The sequence below is a fragment of the Candidatus Omnitrophota bacterium genome (genome assembly GCA_028717245.1).
In the GTDB taxonomy this organism is placed as follows: domain Bacteria; phylum Omnitrophota; class Gorgyraeia; order Gygaellales; family Profunditerraquicolaceae; genus JAGUYA01.
Window position 1 is genome coordinate 225,540 of the sequence record JAQUOD010000002.1, and the last position, 18,510, is coordinate 244,049.

An 18,510-nucleotide genomic window follows, 5' to 3' on the forward strand; every position below is an offset into this window, starting at 1 on the left:
CCAAGGGAGTAACCATGGGAGCGATTGTAGGATGATAAGTTCAGTTTTAAGCTATAAGCTATCAGTTTTAAGCAAGAAAAAAAATATTTTGTTTCTTTTGTTGCTGTTTCTTACAGCTTACAGCTTACAGCTTACAGCTTACAGTTGTTTTGCTGAAGAGCTAAGTAACCCTTCTTCCGGCGAGCTCATCGTCAAGGCCTGGGAGGCGCACGGTAAAAGAGACACAGAGGCGACTTTTAGATATACGCAGGAGTGTATTGATTTATATAAAGGAGAAGCCGATAAACAACAGGCAGCCTTAGGGGCGCTTCCTAAGAATAAAGAAGAAATCGGGCAGGTAGCGGTTTTAAATGACGTAGCCACCGCTTATTTTATTCAGGCAGAAAGCCTGATGCGCCAGGAAAAGATTGGAGAAGCCAAGAAGATTTTTCAATTAATTATTGATAAATATTCTTATGCCCAGGCGTGGGATCAGCGCGGCTGGTACTGGCAGGTCGCGCAGGCAGCAGGCCAGAGCATAAAGAAGATAGAGATCGGCTCCATTGAGATAGATAAAAAAATCAAAATAAGCCAAATCTCTACTACTATAACCCTATACGATACGGGTAAGGAAGACTTCGTAGATTACGCCAAATACGGCGAGTTTAAAAATATCGGGACAAAGGATTACGCCTATGTAATAAAAGACCAGGAAGGTTTGAGCCAAGCAGTAGGCGAAGGCATCTATCCGAATACTAGTTCAGTCAGGTGGGACCCGGAATTTAAAAAGGCGCGCGAGGAAAAAAGGCTGGAAGGCAACCACTGGGATTTTTTGCATTCCCCGGATTTGGAAGCTGCTTTTTTAAAATGGGCCACTACTTCTGAGCCGATGGGGATAAAGTTATTTTATACCGGCATTATCTTAGAAAAGGCAGGCCTGATAAAACACGCCATTAAATGCTATTATGCTATTGTGGTGCATTTTCCGGGCAGTACCGGCTGGACTTATTGGCATACGCCCTGGTCAGTGGGGCAGGCGGCAATCTCCAAAATAAATTTTCTCCTGCGCACCCAATCCAATTTAGGCTATAAGCTTGTGGATGCGGATATCCGCATCATTAACGGATACGATAATGATATCTCTAACGATATCGTGATTACCAATCCGGGCAGGTTTGAAAAGGTCAATTTTTTAGAGAAATTCAAACCCAAAACATTGCCCGCAGGGGCAAAGAATATCAAGCGGCGCCTGGGAGAAGGCAAAGTGCACCTGGTCCAATATGAAAACGGAGACTGGCAGCTTATGGTGAATAATAAGCCCTATATAATTAAAGGTATTACCTACGCCCCGACAAAAGTAGGCGAGTCTCCCGATGAAGGGACAATGACCAACTGGATGGAAGACGATTTTAACCAAAACGGCAAAATCGACGGGCCTTATGACGCCTTTGTGGACAAAAACAGGAATAACCTGCAGGATGCAAATGAGCCGAGCGTCGGAGATTTTTATCTCATGAAGGAAATGGGTGTAAATACTATCCGGCTCTACCAGCAGCCTTTTAAGGTAAATAAAGAGCTGCTGCGTGAACTTTATCAGAATTACGGTATTATGGTGATTATGGGAGATTTTTTAGGTAAATATGCCTTAGGTTCCGGGGCGAGCTGGTATCCGGGTACGGATTATAATAACGAAGAACACAGAAAAAATATGTTGGAATCCGTCATCAAGATGGTTTTGGAATTTAAGGATGAACCATACGTTCTGTTCTGGTTATTAGGTAATGAGAATGTCTATGGGTTTGCCTGTAATGCCAATACCGAGCCGGATGCCTTTTTTAAATTTGCCAATGAAGTAGCCAAACAAATCAAGGCGATTGACCCTGAGCATCCGGTAGCTATCTGTAGCGGCGATACCTTATTTTTAGATAAATTCGGCAAGAATTCATGCGATATTGATATCTTCGGCACCAATGCCTACCGGGGCGAATATGGTTTTGGTTTTATCTGGAAACAGGTAAAAGAAGAGGCGGATAAAGCGGTATTTATTACGGAATTCGGCTGCCCGGCTCATGCTGAGAGTAAAGCCTTAGACAAAGCGGAATTTTTGCAGGCGCGATATCATCAGGGGGCCTGGGGCGATATAGAGCATAATATGGCCTTTCAGCATGGCGCGGGAAATGCCTTAGGTGGCGTAGTCTTTGAATGGCTGGATGAATGGTGGAAGGCCTATGAGCCTTTTTTGCATGATACCAAAGGCCTCTTCACCGGCCCTTTTCCCGACGGATTTATGCATGAGGAGTGGCTGGGTTTGAGCGGCCAGGGCGACGGCAAGCTAAGCCCGTTCTTGCGGCAGTTACGCCAGTCATATTATACGTATAAGAAATTATGGAGGCGATAGGGGGGGTGGTAAGAAGCATAAATAGATAAAAGGGACAGGTACAATCTTAATTCCGCACCAGGTGCCCGATTAGATTTGCACCTGGTGTAAACAAAAAATAAAGAGGAGGTGTGGGAGATGAAGAAGTTATTAGTAGTATTATTGGCGTTGGCGCTCTTGGTTCCTGCTTGCATTTACGCAGAAGAGCAACTTAAAGAATTTGTGGTTTACAGCGATAAAAGTTCCAGGGATAACCATTATATTCCCGCAGGCTGGATAGGCGACTATGGCGACATCAAGATAAACGACCAGGCCGCGGCCAATCCGCATTCGGGCAATACCTGTATCCAGTTCGTTTATACGGCCAAGAAATCTCAAGGCCAGGGTTGGGCAGGCATTTACTGGCAGAATCCCGCGAACAACTGGGGAGGCAAAAAGGGCGGTTTTGATTTGACCGGGATGACTAAGCTCACCTTTTGGGCGCGCGGGGAAAAGGGCGGTGAGATCATCCAGAAGTTTGTCGTAGGCGGCATCAAAGGTACATATCCGGATTCAACAGTCGTGGAAATGGGCCCTGTTGAGCTTACGGATACCTGGACAGAATACACCATCAATCTGGCCGGCCGCGACTTATCTTATCTTAACGGCGGTTTCAGCTGGGTGACTACCGCGGATTTAAACCCTAATGGCATGACCTTCTACCTTGATGATATAAAATTTTCGGCAGATACCTCTATGAAACCCGAAGCTAGGAAACAGGATAATATGCCTTTCTATGTCTACGCCGACAGGGGTTCCATAAATAATCACTTCGTCCCTTCTGGATGGGTAGGCGATTATGGCGACTTAAGATACGATAATGCCTCTAAAGAAGACCCTTACTTAGGCGATACCTGCGTAAAGATAATTTATTCAGGCAAGGCCACTCAGGGCGCGCGCTGGGCAGGTATATACTGGCAGAATCCCGCCAACAACTGGGGGACAGTGGATGCAGGTTATGACCTTTCCCGCGCTACCAAGCTTACCTTTTGGGCACGCGGAGAAAAAGGCGGCGAGAGGATAGAAGAATTTAAGTTAGGCGGTATAATGGGAGAGTTTTCCGATTCAGATACTGCTGTGATCGGGCCTGTGATCCTGGATAAAACCTGGACCCAATATACCATTGACTTAAAGGGCAAGGATATGTCTTACATCATCGGCGGTTTCTGCTGGTCAACAAATGTTGACGTTAACCCCGAAGGTGCTACTTTCTATTTAGACGAGATTAAGTACGAATAAAACCCTAGGGACGGTTCTCAAGCCAAAGCAAGAAGTGTCCCCATAAGGGGACACTTCTCCGATTGGACTAAGAACCGTCCCTCTATATGCAGTATGCAGTGAAGAAATTAAACGCTACATTCATTATTGCCGTATTTTTTTTGGTCTTAACGGCTATATCCTGTGCTCCGGCTAATAGGCCGAGCGTCTATATTCAAAAACTCAAAAATAGCCGTTACCAGTTAATGGTAGAGCGTAAGCCCTATGTGGTCAGAGGCGTCTGTTATAATCCTATCCCCATCGGAGCGAACCACGAATACGATTGGTGGTCAGACTCCAATAAACCTTGGCTTATAGACGGAAAATTAATGCAGGAGATGGGCGCGAATACTGTCAGGCTCTATCAGGTCCATGAGAATGCCGAAGAGGTCAAGACGGTCATCCGCGATTTATACGAACGTTACGGTATCCGCACTATTCTCGGGCATTGGCTGGGTTTTTGGGAATATCCCTGCCCGCTTTACGCGGATAAAGGCTTCCAGGATAGGATAAAGGGAGAGGTCCTGGCTATGGTTTCTACATACAAGGATGAGCCGGGCCTGCTCTTATGGATTCTGGGTAATGAAAATAATTATTCCTGTTGGGGCAGGGTTAATCCCTGGTCGGATGATGGAATAGACAAGGAGCCTGACCCGCAGAAAAAATGCCTCATGCGCGCCGATATTTATTATTCTTTTGTGAACGAGTTGGCAAAAGAGATACACAAGATAGACCCAGAGCATCCGGTGGCGCTGGGTAACGGAGAATTAATAGGTTTGGATATTGCCAACAAAGCATGCCCGGATATAGACCTGGTTGCCTGCATTATTTACCGGGGCAAGACCTTTGGTAATCTTTTCCAGTCTTTGAAGTTATCCTTTGATAAGCCGATATTGTTATCGGAGATCGGCGCAGACAGTTACAATGCCCACAAAAATGTAGAGGACCAGAACATGCAGGCCTTCTTCTTAGAATCGCAGTGGCGCCAGATTTATGAAAACTTAGCCCGGAATAAAAAAGGCGCGGGCAATTGTTTAGGAGGCGCAATCTTTGAATGGACAGACGAGTGGTGGAAACATAATGAAGGCGACCCCGAAGGCTGGAAGATGCATAATACCGAAGCCGGCTGGTCCAGCGGCAGTTATTATTTTGATATACAGGCGCCCAATAATATGAATATGAACGAAGAGTATTTCGGTATTGTGGCCCTCTCGCAGGACTTAGAGGGCGGCATCGATAAGCGTATCCCCAAAAAAAGCTATTATGTCATCAGGGAGTTCTGGAAGAATCCCGTTGAGAAGCCAAAAGCCAAAAATAAAAAGCCGTAAGCTATAAGTCCTAAGCTTTAGGCCGAAAAGGAAAAAAGAATGAGAAAAATAAAATATAAACTTATCAAAGCATTTTTGATATTTATTTTTGCTTACAGCTTACAGCTTACAGCTTACAGCTTATTCGCCCAGGACGCCGATAAAACAGCCGCGCTTATGCAACAGATTATTGAAGTGAAAACAAACACGGATTTATACGCGCCCTTTGAGGAATTAAAGAACTTATATTTTCAAGAGAATAAATATTCGGAATTTATAGAATCCTTAGGCCCTTTACTTACGAAAAAAGAGGCCTCAGCGCCCTTCGTAAATTATTACACTGCCTTAAGCCGCTATTCCCAGCTTAAATATTTGGAAGAGACACAGAACTGGGACGAATATTTTAATAAAGGTAATACCTATAGGGATGAACTCAACTTAGGCCTGCAGAATACAATCGCTTCTACGAACGCTAAAGAAGCCTTGAATCTTTATGCTAAGCTTCTCTTGTGGCAGTTCCATAAGGACCAGCAGGATGTTTTTGCGGATGCCGCATTTACTGACTTATTGAATACCGCCTCGGAGTATGCCAAAGATACGCAAAACCCCAAGCCCATAAAAGATGTTGCGGATAAACTTTTAGCCTACGCGGAAAAAAACGAATCCAGGCAGTTGTACCGGCTTTATGTAGAGAAGTTAATCGCTTCGGTTAAGGAAGACAAGGAATTGGAGAATATTGCCTTAGGATTTTATCAGGAAGGTAATTTAGAGTTATCCGAGGCCCTTTTTGATGCTTATATAGAGCGTATCAGTAAAGAATCTCCAAAAGATAGGGTCCTGTTGGCGCTGATAGATATTGCCCGGAAATTTTCCTATCGGGAGGATGGGACAAAAGATGCCGCTTACGCCGAGAAGATATTTGCCAAGATCGAGGAGATAGGCAAAAAGGATGCCTTTAGTGAAGAGCTGAAGTATCTACGCGCTTTCAATGCGCAGACATTAAAGGAATACGCAAAGGCAAAAGATTTTTATCTGGATTTGCTGCAGCGTTATCCTAAGAGCGCTTATGCTGATGAGGCGAATCTCAAGGCGGGCATTATCTCTACCTATATATTAAGGGATATAAAAGCAGGCAGGGATTATTTTAGCATATTGGTGCAGAAGGAGCCATTAGCCCCGGGGGGCATCTTGAGTTTATACCAATTAGGATTACTTAGCCAGTGGGAGAATGATTTAGAAAAGGCCAAGGGTTATTATCGTCAACTGCTTGAGAAAGCAGGCGAGAATTTCCCTGAGACCACGGCATTGGCTAGGGAGAGGCTGAAAGAGATAGAAGAGGCAAAGCCGTTGGAATATAATCTTAAGACGTTCTTAGACCTTTCCTTAAAAGACGAATATAAAATTTTCGATATGACCAAGCTGGATTTAAAGGCATCTTTGGCTAAAGCCAGGAAAGGCCAAGGCATAAACTTCAGCACTAGCACTTATGCTGGCGAAAGCGGCTGCATGCAGGTAGAAATACAATATCTCTGGTCAGGCGAGCTCGGGGCGACACAACCTGCTACGCAGGAGCAGGCATTTGATACTGCCTACAACCAGGCCGGCACTAAAATCATAAGTTTAGTCGTAGCTTCTCCTTCAGGCATTATAGACAGAGGCATCGTAATACTAGACATCGATTAGCACCAGGTGCAAATCTAATCGGGCACCTGGTGCGGAATCAATCTTGTACCTGTCCCTCCCGGATTAAAGAAGAAATAATTGATTGAGAATCCCGTCATCCTTACCTAATACCCGTGCATTATAGCTATTCCACGGATATTCCGAAAGTTGTTTTACCAAACCCGCTTTTAATGGATTTAATTCTATATAGTTTATACATTCGATTAAATAGTTATCTTTAGTGATAATCATACTTTTGAATCTACCTTGCCAGAGATGGCCGACTTCCTCATATTTATTATTAAAATAGAGGGTGTAGGCCCTATTTAAATCGTGCATAAAACTAGATAGCAATAAATGGTCATCCATTTCGCCGAGTAGATGTACGTGGTTAGGCATGAGACAATAAGCATATGCCCGGAAATTATGTTTTCGCTTGAATTTCTTTAAAAGTGAAAGATAAAAAAGATGATCCTCCCGGCATTTAAAGACTTCCCGTTTTTGGTTGCCCCTTGTTATTAAGTGATAGCAGGCATTTTTTATCAAAAGCCTCTTTACGTTACTCATTCCAATCACCTCCTTCTATTATAATAGACGCAGAGATACCGGTTTTCTAACAGAAAAATTATAAAAGGGACAGGTACAATCTTAAATTCGCACCAGGTGCCCGATTGAAATCGCACCAGGTGCGATAATTCTTTCCTTGACTTATATTCCGGTTAGTAGTATAAATAAAGTTTAAGCAAGCATTAAATAAGATAAAAATCCCCGCAGCAATACCAAAAAGATTAGATGTATCCCATCGATTTGCAAAAAAATAATCTTACCGAAAAAGAAAAACGCAGTATTGATATCCTGGAGGCCTTAAGGAGGCGCGGCCCCTTAAGCCGGCCGGATATCTCCAAGGAATTAGGTATCAACGTAGTCACTATCTCCAATTATGTAGACGAATTTATCAGGCGCAAGCTGGTCTTTGAAAAAGAGCTGGATATCTCAGAAGGCGGCCGGCCCCCGGCCCTTTTGGCCTTGAATGCCGAAGGCGGGTATATAATAGGAGTAGGTCTGAACCTGGTGAATATGGTCGGTATTTTAATGGATTTACAGGGCAATATTATTACCAAGACCCAGATTGTCAGGCCTGAGCCTTCGGTTAAAGAAGTCACCGAATGTTTATTGGAGATTATCCGTGAAATCCTGCGGCGTTCCAAGGAATATACCTCTAATATCAAAGGCATAGGCATAGGCCTTGCGGGCCTGGTAAACAAACAAAACGGCTCTATCCATTGGCCGCAAAAAACCGGCCATCATTATACTTATGCGTCGGTGGACGTGCCTATCCTGGACCTGATCCAGAAAGAATTCAGCCTGCCTGTGTTAGTGGAGAACGACGCCACCTGCGCCTGTTTTGGCGAATATTGGCTGAATTTAAAAGGCGTATATAAAAATGTTATCTATATGTTTTCCGGAGTAGGCTGCGGGATCATCATTAACGGAGAAATCTATAGCGGCGCCAAGGGTTATGCCGGGGAGGTCTCTATTTATAATTATAAAGAAGAGGACCTCTTTGAGTGTGCTGAGGCGCGCGGTTGTTTTATGAAGCGTTGGGAGATGGACCTGGGGATCATAGAAGATGTTAAGCTGTTGTTGGCCAAAGAGCACAAATTAGCTAAAGAATTCTTTGAGCTGACCTCCAGCAATATGAATAACGTGGATTTAAAAAGCGTATTTATCGCTAACCGCAGTAATGACGCCATTGCCCGCGCTGCCTTAGACAGGGCAGCCAGGAGGCTGGGGATAAAAGTTGCCTATCTGGTAAATTTATTAAATCCGGAAGTGGTCATGATCGGCGGCGGGTTAGAGGACGCGGGCGAGGAATTTCTCGCCAAGGTCAACCTGACCATAAAGGAGTGGGCCTTTCGGGAGGCGACCGAAGACCTGAAAGTTATTTATTCCCAGTTAAGGGAGAACGCAGTGGCTACAGGCGCAGGCAGCCTCCTGACCCAGAAGGTCTTCGCCGGGATATTGTAAATGAAGATAAAAACTATCCTCATTATTTTAATCGGTTCATTGATTATCAGCCTCTTGATTAACCTGCAGGCTTATATGGCTAAAAAATCCACAGAGATAGAAATAAACGCCTTAAGAAACGAAAACGGAGTATTGTCCGCAAAGATTGACGAAGCGGCCAGGAATCATAAGCAACTCGGGGATAAAATTAGTGCCTTGAGTAACGATTTGGCGCAGGTTTCTCAGGAGAGGGAAAGCCTGAAGAAAGAAAAGGCGGATATTCAGGAACTATATGAAGCAGTTGCTAAAGAAAAAGAAGCGCTGATAGAAAAAATAAAAACCCAGGAGGCCCTTAAAGAAGAGCAAAAGAAGCCATTGTCCTTAAGTGATAAAGATAGTTACTGGGCTGGCATTCTTAAGGCCAAGGCGGATTTAGAAACGCAATTAGAAAAAACATATAGCCAGTTACAAACTGCCCAGGGCGAGAATGAGCGGTTGCGTCAGGAGAAAAAGAACTTAGAGTTGGAACTGGCCAGCCAGAAGGATATAGTTGATTCCATGGCCTTAGAGCTTGTCCAAAAGAATAAGGATAGTTTTCAACTTGAGGAGGCCTTAAAACCGTTAAGAGACAAAAATGAAATCTTGAAATTACAGTTAAGGGCGCTGAATAAAGAACGGAATAAATTAGAGGGGCAGCTTCAAGAGCTGCGGGCAGAAAAGGCTACTATGGACAGACATCCAGAGCCCACCCGTATTGAAAGCCGTGCGGGCAGTACGCCGCCGCCCGCGACAAAAGAATCTGTAGAATTACCGCCTATTATTGTTCGTCTACAGTCAAGCGGCGTATCCGCATCTGCCGCTAGCCCCGATACGCAGATACCTGTGGCGCGCAGCAGGGATAAAGGTAAGGAAGCATATTCAGGGGGGTCGATCCTGACGGTAAACAGAGAGAATAATTTTGTGGTAGTTAATCTCGGCCGCAGCGCCGGCATAGAGGTAGGTAACACCATGCAGGTGTATAGGGGGGCAAGCCCTATTGCTACTATTGAAGTCATCCAGGTGCGCGAAAGCATCTCAGCCTGTAATATAAAAGAGGAAGTTTCGAATCCCCAAGTGGGCGATACAGTCAGGTAAATATGCGGATTAAAAAAGGCCCTTCTAAAACCGTTTCCATAAAAGACGTAGCGCGTATGGCCGGGGTATCTATTACTACCGTCTCGCGCGTCATCAATAAATTCCCTTCGGTTAAAGAAAGTAACCGCATCAGCGTGCTGGAGGCAGTCAAACAGCTTAATTTCCAGCCTTCTGTTTTTGCGCAACGCCTCGCCACCGGTAAGAGCAATGTGGTGGCCTTGGTCATACCGCGTTATGAGGGGATATTTTATTCCTATTATGCCTTGGAGTTGATACGCGGTATCGGCACGCTTTGCGAGGCATTGAAGTTGGATTTATTGCTGCACCTGACCGACGCGCATACCCCGCTGAATTTAAAGGGCGTAGGCGGGATAATCTTTGCCGATATCATCGGTAATAAAAAACAATTTGAAGATACCTTTAATTCCGGGGCACCTTGTATAGTAATCAATAATTATGTGGAAGGACTAGAGGTCGATTGTATTGCTATAGATAATATAGGAGGCGCCCGGGAAGCGGTGGATTATTTAGTTGGCCTGGGCCATAGAAAAATAGCGCATATTACCGGTGACTTAATCACTCAGGCAGCCGCCTGGCGTTTTGAAGGATACAAGCAGGCCTTGGAAAAAAATAAAATTGTATTCCGGCCGGACTATGTATTTAAGACGGATTATTCGCGCGGGCAGGCCAGGCTTGCGGCAGAAAAATTAATCAAGATGGATGAGCCTCCTACTGCGGTATTCATCGCCTCTGATTCCATGGCTCTTGAAGTGATGGCAGTAGCTGCGGAATTAGGCCGTAAGATTCCGCGTGATTTATCCATTGTAGGTTTTGACGATAATCCTTCGGGGCTTTATGGGCCGGTAGCTTTAACCACGGTGAAACAGCCCCTGATTAAAATGGCAGAGGAGAGTGTCAAGGAATTGAACCTTTTGCTCTCCCGTAAAGATAAGCCCCATAAGGCAAAAAAAGTTCTTCTGCCGGCAGAGTTGGTAATCAGAGAATCTTGCCAGGCCCCGGTTTCTGCTTAGAGTTTTTTTAAAGGCCCCGTCGCGTTTAATACAAAATGTTGTATGCCAGTAGCAAACTAATACTATATATTGTATTTTTTTCTTGACAGGCAAATACAAGAGTGTTATATTTTCTTACAGGGTTTTTATTTTTTTAGTCTTAATATTTGATGTAATATGGAGGATAAAATGACGCTGCCACTTTCGGAGAATGCCTTAAAGGTATTGGAGAAAAGATACCTTAGTAAAGACGAAGCGGGAAAGGCCATTGAGACGCCGCAAGGGATGTTTCGCCGCGTCGCCAAGGCCATTGCCGCGGCAGATAAATCTTACGGCAAAAAAGAAGAAGAGGTAGAGGCCCTTGAGGAATCTTTTTACCGTATTATGGCAGCACTGGAATTTATCCCCAATTCACCTTGTTTAATGAATGCGGGAAAGGAATTAGGGCAATTAAGCGCTTGCTTTGTTTTGCCTATTGAAGACTCAATGGATTCTATTTTTGAAAGCCTTAAGGCGACGGCCATGATACACAAGTCAGGAGGCGGGACAGGGTTTTCTTTTTCGCGGCTGCGCCCGAAAAATTCGGTAGTAAGGACAACAGGGGGGATTGCATCCGGGCCAGTTTCCTTTATGAAGGTTTATGACGCGGCAACTGAAGCAGTGAAACAAGGGGGTAGCCGTCGCGGAGCGAATATGGGAATCCTGAGGGTGGACCATCCAGATATCCTGGAATTCATTACCTGCAAGGAAAACGATAAACACATAAATAACTTCAATATCTCGGTCAATATCACCGAAGATTTTATGAAGAAATTGGAAAAGGGCGAAGATTATGACCTGGTTGATCCTCGCACGCAAGAAGTAGTAAAGCGCATTAATACCAAAGATGTATTTGAGCTGATCGTCAAGCAGGCGCATAAGAACGGAGAACCGGGGGTTGTTTTTATCGACCGGATGAATGATTTTAATCCCACGCCAAAATTAGGAAGGTTTGAGTCGACCAATCCCTGCGGTGAACAGAATTTACTTCCTTATGAAAGCTGCGATTTGGGTTCCATAAATTTATCCGTCATGCATAAAAAGGTGGAAGGCCGTTTTGAAATTGATTGGGAGAGGTTAAAGTCAGTCACACATCTATCAGTACATTTCCTGGACAACCTCATTGATGTAAATAAGTTCCCCCTTCAGCAGATTGAAAAGGCCACAAGGCTTACGCGTAAAATAGGCCTTGGGGTTATGGGCTGGGCAAGCCTGTTGATACGTTTAAATATCCCTTATAACAGCGACGAGGCAGTTGCCCTAGGCGAAAAGGTCATGTCATTTATTTTAAACGAGGCAACCAAGAAGTCGCTGGAATTAGGTAAGAGTAAAGGACTTTTTCCTGCCTTTAAGGGGAGTATTTACGATAAAAAAGAAGGCGTGTTGAGGGTGCGTAACGCCACCCTCACCACTATTGCTCCCACAGGTACAATAAGCATAATCGCCGGGCCCTGTTCGTCTGGCATCGAGCCGCTCTTTGCCATATCTTATTACCGTAACGTAATGGATAATGATAAATTAGTTGAGGTTGACCCCTTATTTGAAGAGATTGCCAAAACACGGGGTTTTTACAGCCGCGAACTGATGGAGAAGATTGCCGAGAAATCCTCCCTCCAGGGTATTGAAGGGATTCCCGAAGACGTAAAGAGGATTTTTGTCACGGCGCATGACATCTCTCCTGAATGGCATGTACGCATGCAGGCGGCATTTCAGAAATACGTGCATAATGCCACCTCCAAGACCATAAACTTTCCTCACGAAGCAAAGGCAGAAGAAGTAAAAAAGGCATATCTTTTAGCTTATGAGTTGGGCTGCAAAGGCATAACCATTTACAGGGACAAGAGCCGCGAGGAACAGGTCTTGAATGTCGGCCAAGCGACAGAAAAGCCGCAACAGCAATTGAAAGAGCTCAAAAAAGAGATTGCCCCCCGGCCGCGCCCGGAAGTGATCATGGGCACGACTACCAAAGTGGCTACGGGCTGCGGTAACCTCTATGTGACCATAAACAGCGACGAGACTGGTGCGCCTTTTGAACTTTTTACGCAGATGGGTAAGGCCGGCGGTTGCGCCGCCAGCCAGCTTGAGGCTATCGGCCGTTTAGTTTCCCTGGGTTTTCGTTCCGGCATTGAAGTAAAAGCTATTATCGAGCAGTTACGTAATATCCGTTGTCCCTCGCCTTCCTGGGAAAAGGGGCAGCGTATATTTTCCTGCGCGGACGCTATCGCCCGCGTAGTGGAGAAGAGGCTATTGAACGGCGTGGCGGATATTCCTGTTCCTTTAGAAGAGGCCGCGAATATCGCTATGAAACATTCCCACCATGATGAGATTACGGCCTCCGATGATTTCAGCCTGCACGGAGATATCGTTGGCGTCTGCCCTGATTGCGGAGGCGCGCTGCGTCATGAAGAGGGCTGTGTTAAATGCCATGCCTGCGGATTTTCGAAGTGTTGATATAAAGCCGTAAGTCCTAAGCTGTAAGCTTAAAGCTTTTTAAGTTTACGAATATGAAGAAAATATTATATATTGTTCTCGACGGCCTCGGCGATCTCCCGATTAAGGAGTTGGACAACAAGACCCCGCTTGAGGCGGCCTTAACGCCTAACCTTGACCGACTCACTCAAAAAGGCAGGACTGGGATTGTCTATCCGGTCGCCAAAGGCATTGCCCCGGAATCGGATATCGCGGTAATCAGCCTTTTGGGCTATGATGCCCGTAAATATTATACAGGCAGGGGCCCCTTGGAGGCCTTTGCCGAGGGTTTAAGCATACAGGATGGCAATCTGGCGCTAAGGGTAAATTTCGCTACTGCCGCAGAAGACGGTAAAACCATCAAGGACCGACGGGTAGGGAGGAATTTGACTACAGAGGAGGCTACCAGTTTAGCTAAAGAGATAAATTCTAAAGTTACTCTATCCAGCGCTACCTTTGAATTCAAGAATACCATCGGCCACCGGGGGATTTTAGTCATCAGGGGCGTTCGTTCTAAATTATCCGGATGGATTACCAATACTGACCCGGCATATGAGCGCGAGGGGGTATTCGGCATAGCCAAAGAAAAATTTGAAAATCTTGTCGCAGAGTCTCTTCCTATGCCGGGCTATGAAAATGTAAGCGAGGCAAAGGAAGCAGCCGCGTTGTTAAATGAATTTACGCAGAAATCTCACCCGGTGCTTAACGAATCGGGAGTGAATAAAAAAAGGATCTCCGAGAATAAACTCCCGGCCAATATCATATTATCCCGTGATGCCGGCGACCACCTTCCGCAATTCCCCAAGATAGAAGGCCTTTATAATATAAAATTCGGCTCTTTTGTGCAGATGCCGGTAGAAAAAGGCATTGCCCTTTTAACCGGAATAGAGGTGATAGATGTGCCTTCATCTAGCGGACACTTGGATGTGGATTATCCGGTCTGGGCTAAAGTAGCGCTGGATTCCATCAAAAAATATGGAGGTATCTACGTCCACATCAAGGGCCCTGATGAGCCGGCACACGACGGAGATTTTCAGAAAAAGAAAGAAATCATCGAGGCAATCGATAAATTTTTCTTCGCTAATTTATTACCCAAGTTAGATATGGCCAACACGATTATCGCCGTTACCGCCGACCATTCTACTGTTTGTGCTATCAAGGCCCATTCCAGCGACCCTGTGCCGCTACTAATTTGCGGGGGCAATATCCCTGCCGATGGCAGCTTGAGTTTCTCGGAGAAGACAGCCCGGCTTGGTTCCATAGGGGAACTACGCGGCCAGGAAATTATACCCCTCCTTGTAAAATTCGCTCAAACTTAATCAGGGACGGTTCTCAAACTAACCTAAAAGTGTCCCCCTCCCGCAGAGATATTGTCTAGAGAAGAGGAATATCGTCTAAAAACAGACTATTTTTTAGCCTAAAAACATAGCTGCTCCAGCGATATCCGTTTATGTTTGCAGTTATAGACGCCCTCAAAGGATTAGTTTCTATATAGTTTATACATGCTAAAAAATAACCATCTTTATGTATAATTTTACTTTTATATCTGTCCTGCCAGAGATGACCAACTGTTTTATATCTGTAATTGAAATATAAGGTATAGCTCAAATTTAAGCCACGCATAATCTTATTTAATAGGAACGGATTTTCAACCTCGATAATAAGATGCACGTGGTTAGGCATTAAACAAAAACAATATAGTTTAAATTTATATCGTCTTTTGTATTTAATTAATATGTTTAAGTATTTTTCGTAATCTTGAGGGTTCCTAAAAACCGATTGTTTTTGATTACCCCTTGTGATAATATGATAACAGCTATTCTCTATAGTTATTCTTGCTGTTCGTGGCATATTTCTCACCTCCCAATATAATAGACGCATAAAGTATAAATTTCTAACATAAAAAGGGGACACTTTTAACCGCAATTGAGAACCGTCCCTAATAGAAAATGGATAATTATGACGTCATCGTTATCGGTGCAGGGCACGCGGGCATAGAAGCAGCCTTAGCTTGCGCACGCATGGGCGCTAAGACGCTGATTTTAACCTTAAAGCGCGATACCATAGGCCTGATGAGCTGTAATCCCGCTATCGGCGGCGTGGGCAAGGGCCAGCTGGTGAAAGAAGCCGATGCCTTGGGCGCAGAGATGGCCAAGGCAGCTGATGCCTGCGGGATACAGTTTCGCATACTCAATGCCTCTAAAGGCGCGGCAGTGCAGTCATCGCGCGCGCAGATAGACCGCAATAAATATAAGCAGTATATGCAAAAGTTGCTCCAGGGCCAGGAGAATCTTTTTATAAAGGAGGCGGAGGCGAGCAGTTTAATCGTGGAGGGTAATTTTGTAAGAGGAGTACTCACGAATAAGAATGAAGAGATTAATTCTTCTACTGTGATTATTTGTCCGGGGACTTTTTTGGACGGTTTAATACACATAGGCCTGAATCATTTTAGCGCAGGCAGGATTGATGAGCCCGCGGCATCCGGCTTGGCAAAAAACTTAAAAGAATTAGGGTTTAATTTACTCAGGTTCAAGACCGGCACCTGCCCGCGTTTAGATAAAAACACCATAAATTTTTCTCAATTAACCGTTCAGCAAGGCGATAGCCCGGCGCGCCCCTTTTCTTTTTCTACTAAAGAAATAACCCAAAGACAGATCCCCTGCCACATCACTTACACCAATAATAATACCCATAAGATTATCCGGGATAATCTGGATGAGTCTCCTCTATATACCGGCATAATTAAAGCTACAGGCGTAAGGTACTGCCCGTCAATTGAAGATAAGGTGGTTAAATTCAGCGATAAGCAGAGGCACCAGGTATTTTTAGAACCGGAAGGTTATGAAAGCGATGAAGTCTACCCCAATGGTTTAGCCACGAGCCTGCCTGAGGAAGCGCAGCTTAAGATTTTACATTCCATAGGGGGTTTAGAAAATGTCAGAGTAATTAAGTTCGGCTATGGCATAGAGCATACGGTAGTTGAGCCCACGCAACTTTATCCTACCCTAGAAACAAAGTTGATTAAGAACCTGTATCTTGCCGGACAGATAAACGGCACTACCGGTTACGAAGAAGCCGCAGCCCAGGGGTTGGTAGCGGGTATAAATGCTGCTTTGCGGGTAAAAAATAAAGAGCCGCTGATTTTAGACCGTGCCTCAAGTTATATCGGGGTATTAATTGACGATTTGACTACCAAAGGCACAAACGAGCCCTATCGGATGTTTACCTCGCGCGTAGAATACCGCCTCATTTTACGCGAAGACAACGCGGATTTACGCCTGAGGAAGACAGGCTATGATTTAGGCCTGGTGAGTAAGGCGGATTACGAAAAATCCCAGGAGAAAGAGCAGGCTATAAAGCAGGCGGTTAATTTATTAAAGACGCATTACCTTAAGCCTACGCCGCAGGTTAATAACCGTCTTGCGGATTTAAAGACTTCGCCTATAAGAAAGGTAGTCAGCCTGGAGGAAATTTTAAAAAGGCCAGAGATAAGTTTCAAGGACTTAGAGGGTCTTGATGGGATGGGGCTGGATATCCAGGAATCTGCTTTGCGTCAGGCAGAAATAGAGGTAAAATATGCTGGGTTTATCCAGAGGCAATTAAGTGAGGTAGAGCGCTTTAAGAACCTTGAGAAGATAAGAATACCCCGGGATTTAGATTATGGTAATATTTGCGGCCTTTCGCGGGAGATAAAAGAAAAGTTGCATAATCTTAAACCGATTAACCTGGGTCAGGCCTCGCGGATTTCCGGAGTAACCCCGGTAGCCATTTCCCTTTTGATGGTATATTTGAAAAAGATCAGCCTACGCCTGCCTAGGGCTAAAGCCCGGGGTTTGCCAAATGTATAAAAATTACCTGATGACAAAACGGTTTTGCCGTAGCCTGGGCGTAGATTTATTTGGCGTGGCGGATATTTCTAAGATAAAGGATGAGTTCGCGCTTTCAAAAAAGGTTTTAGATAAGTTTGACCGGGCGATCTGTATGGGGGTGAGGTTATCCGCAGGTATATTGGAAGAAATAACGCAGGCGCCCACGCGTTTATATTTCCACCACTATCGCACAGCCAATGCCTTTATGGATCAGGCAGCGTTTAAAGTTTGTAATTGGATACAGTCTAAGGGTTATCTGGCCATACCCATACCCGCCTCTCAGATTTTAGATTGGCAGAATCAGAAGGCCCACCTTTCACATAAGAGGCTGGGTGTTTTAGCCGGCCTAGGCTGGATAGGCAGAAACAACCTCTTGGTAAATAAAAAATTGGGCAGCCAGTTCCGTTTAGTTTCCATCCTGACGGATATGCCCTTAAAAGCAGATAAGCCGCTTAAACAGGATTGCGGGCCTTGCCGGCTTTGTATTACGGTTTGCCCTTGCGCTGCCATAAAAGATAATCCTGCGGATTTTGACTATTTGAAATGCTTTGAAAAATTAAAAGAATTCCAAAAACAGCATTTAGTTGACCAGTATGTCTGCGGGGTGTGCGTGAACGCCTGCCAGGGGGTTGAAAAAAAATGAAAGAGAAAATCCTGATTGTGGAAGACGAGAGAGATATCGTCAAGATGCTGGAGTATAATCTTAAGAAAGAAGGATTTAGGACCATATCGGTTTATGACGGAGAAGATGCTTTAGATTCGGCAAACAGGGAGCACCCTGACCTTATTCTTTTGGATTTAATGCTGCCCGGGATGGATGGCCTTGAGGTCTGCAAGGCGCTAAAGAAAGAGATTAAGACCGCATCTATACCCATTATTATGCTTACGGCTAAGAGCCAGGAATCGGATAAGGTAGTAGGGTTGGAATTAGGCGCCGACGATTATATTACCAAACCCTTTAGCCCCAGGGAGCTGATTGCCCGGATTAAGGCAGTCTTACGCCGGGTGAAAGACAAGGAAAAGCCGCCTGAGGCCTTGAAAATCGGAGATTTAAGTATTGATTTTTCCAAGATTCAGGTAAGCGTAAAAGGAAAACCGGTAGAATTGACTTCCAAAGAATTCGAACTTTTGCGGGTACTTATAAAAGCTAAAGGTAGATTTCTCTCCCGAGATTATCTTTTAGATACTATCTGGGGTTTTGACCATGCCATAGAGATAGAGACCCGTACAGTAGATGTGCATATCAGGACGCTACGCAAAAAATTAAAAAGCGAGGCCAGGCGGATTATTACCGTAAAGAATTACGGCTACAGATTTGAAGCAGAAGAGGACTAAAGCTAAAATATGACCCATTCGACTTT

General features: G+C 44.8%; 14 protein-coding genes. 12 read left to right on the top strand and 2 right to left on the bottom strand.

The window, feature by feature from the left end:
• Positions 1 to 31 precede the first annotated feature (31 nt).
• From PHV44_02145 to PHV44_02160, 4 genes are all read left to right on the top strand, one after another.
• Complete coding sequence (locus PHV44_02145) at positions 32 to 2,377, top strand: glycoside hydrolase family 2 TIM barrel-domain containing protein (protein MDD5592084.1); 2,346 nt, start codon at positions 32 to 34, stop codon at positions 2,375 to 2,377.
• A 117-nt stretch (positions 2,378 to 2,494) separates the two neighbouring features.
• Positions 2,495 to 3,634 carry a hypothetical protein gene (locus PHV44_02150; GenBank protein ID MDD5592085.1) on the top strand — a complete coding sequence of 380 codons (1,140 nt, stop codon included), beginning with the start codon at positions 2,495 to 2,497 and terminating at the stop codon, positions 3,632 to 3,634.
• Positions 3,635 to 3,732: 98 nt separating this feature from the next.
• Positions 3,733 to 4,980, top strand: a complete 1,248-nt coding sequence (locus PHV44_02155) for a hypothetical protein (GenBank protein MDD5592086.1) — start codon at positions 3,733 to 3,735, stop codon at positions 4,978 to 4,980.
• Between the two features lie 39 nt (positions 4,981 to 5,019).
• A complete protein-coding gene (locus tag PHV44_02160) occupies positions 5,020 to 6,642 on the top strand; it encodes a hypothetical protein (GenBank protein MDD5592087.1) in 1,623 nt (540 codons plus the stop codon).
• Positions 6,643 to 6,705: 63 nt separating this feature from the next.
• Here the strand turns inward: PHV44_02160 and PHV44_02165 are convergent, their stop codons facing one another.
• Positions 6,706 to 7,188: a transposase gene (locus PHV44_02165; GenBank protein MDD5592088.1), complete on the bottom strand. Its 483-nt coding sequence runs from the start codon at positions 7,186 to 7,188 to the stop codon at positions 6,706 to 6,708.
• 225 nt (positions 7,189 to 7,413) lie between these two features.
• Between PHV44_02165 and PHV44_02170 the strand changes: the two genes are divergently transcribed.
• The 5 genes from PHV44_02170 (at position 7,414) to PHV44_02190 (ending at position 14,599) form a co-directional block, all read left to right on the top strand.
• Positions 7,414 to 8,649 carry an ROK family transcriptional regulator gene (locus PHV44_02170; GenBank protein ID MDD5592089.1) on the top strand — a complete coding sequence of 412 codons (1,236 nt, stop codon included), beginning with the start codon at positions 7,414 to 7,416 and terminating at the stop codon, positions 8,647 to 8,649.
• The gene (locus PHV44_02175; GenBank protein MDD5592090.1) at positions 8,650 to 9,762 is read left to right on the top strand and encodes a hypothetical protein; all 1,113 of its coding nucleotides are present in this window, start codon (positions 8,650 to 8,652) and stop codon (positions 9,760 to 9,762) included.
• Between the two features lie 2 nt (positions 9,763 to 9,764).
• Complete coding sequence (locus tag PHV44_02180) at positions 9,765 to 10,793, top strand: LacI family DNA-binding transcriptional regulator (GenBank protein MDD5592091.1); 1,029 nt, start codon at positions 9,765 to 9,767, stop codon at positions 10,791 to 10,793.
• A gap of 174 nt (positions 10,794 to 10,967) precedes the next feature.
• Complete coding sequence (locus PHV44_02185; GenBank protein ID MDD5592092.1) at positions 10,968 to 13,262, top strand: vitamin B12-dependent ribonucleotide reductase; 2,295 nt, start codon at positions 10,968 to 10,970, stop codon at positions 13,260 to 13,262.
• 53 nt (positions 13,263 to 13,315) lie between these two features.
• Positions 13,316 to 14,599 (top strand): alkaline phosphatase family protein, encoded by a 1,284-nt coding sequence (locus PHV44_02190; protein MDD5592093.1) that lies wholly within the window; start codon positions 13,316 to 13,318, stop codon positions 14,597 to 14,599.
• 55 nt (positions 14,600 to 14,654) lie between these two features.
• On the opposite strand, the gene PHV44_02195 is transcribed toward PHV44_02190, so the two are convergent.
• Positions 14,655 to 15,131 (bottom strand): transposase, encoded by a 477-nt coding sequence (locus PHV44_02195; protein ID MDD5592094.1) that lies wholly within the window; start codon positions 15,129 to 15,131, stop codon positions 14,655 to 14,657.
• A 98-nt stretch (positions 15,132 to 15,229) separates the two neighbouring features.
• Here PHV44_02195 and mnmG point away from each other — a divergent pair, with 98 nt between their 5' ends.
• From mnmG to PHV44_02210, 3 genes are read left to right on the top strand one after another with little or no spacing between them, the layout of a single operon-like run.
• Positions 15,230 to 17,128: a tRNA uridine-5-carboxymethylaminomethyl(34) synthesis enzyme MnmG gene (mnmG, locus tag PHV44_02200; protein MDD5592095.1), complete on the top strand. Its 1,899-nt coding sequence runs from the start codon at positions 15,230 to 15,232 to the stop codon at positions 17,126 to 17,128.
• Entirely contained in the window at positions 17,121 to 17,792 is a 672-nt protein-coding gene (locus PHV44_02205; protein ID MDD5592096.1) for a hypothetical protein, read from the top strand. Before mnmG ends, PHV44_02205 begins: the two co-directional genes overlap by 8 nt.
• Complete coding sequence (locus PHV44_02210) at positions 17,789 to 18,484, top strand: response regulator transcription factor (protein MDD5592097.1); 696 nt, start codon at positions 17,789 to 17,791, stop codon at positions 18,482 to 18,484. The genes PHV44_02205 and PHV44_02210 overlap by 4 nt, the downstream gene beginning before the upstream one ends.
• Positions 18,485 to 18,510: the final 26 nt, after the last annotated feature.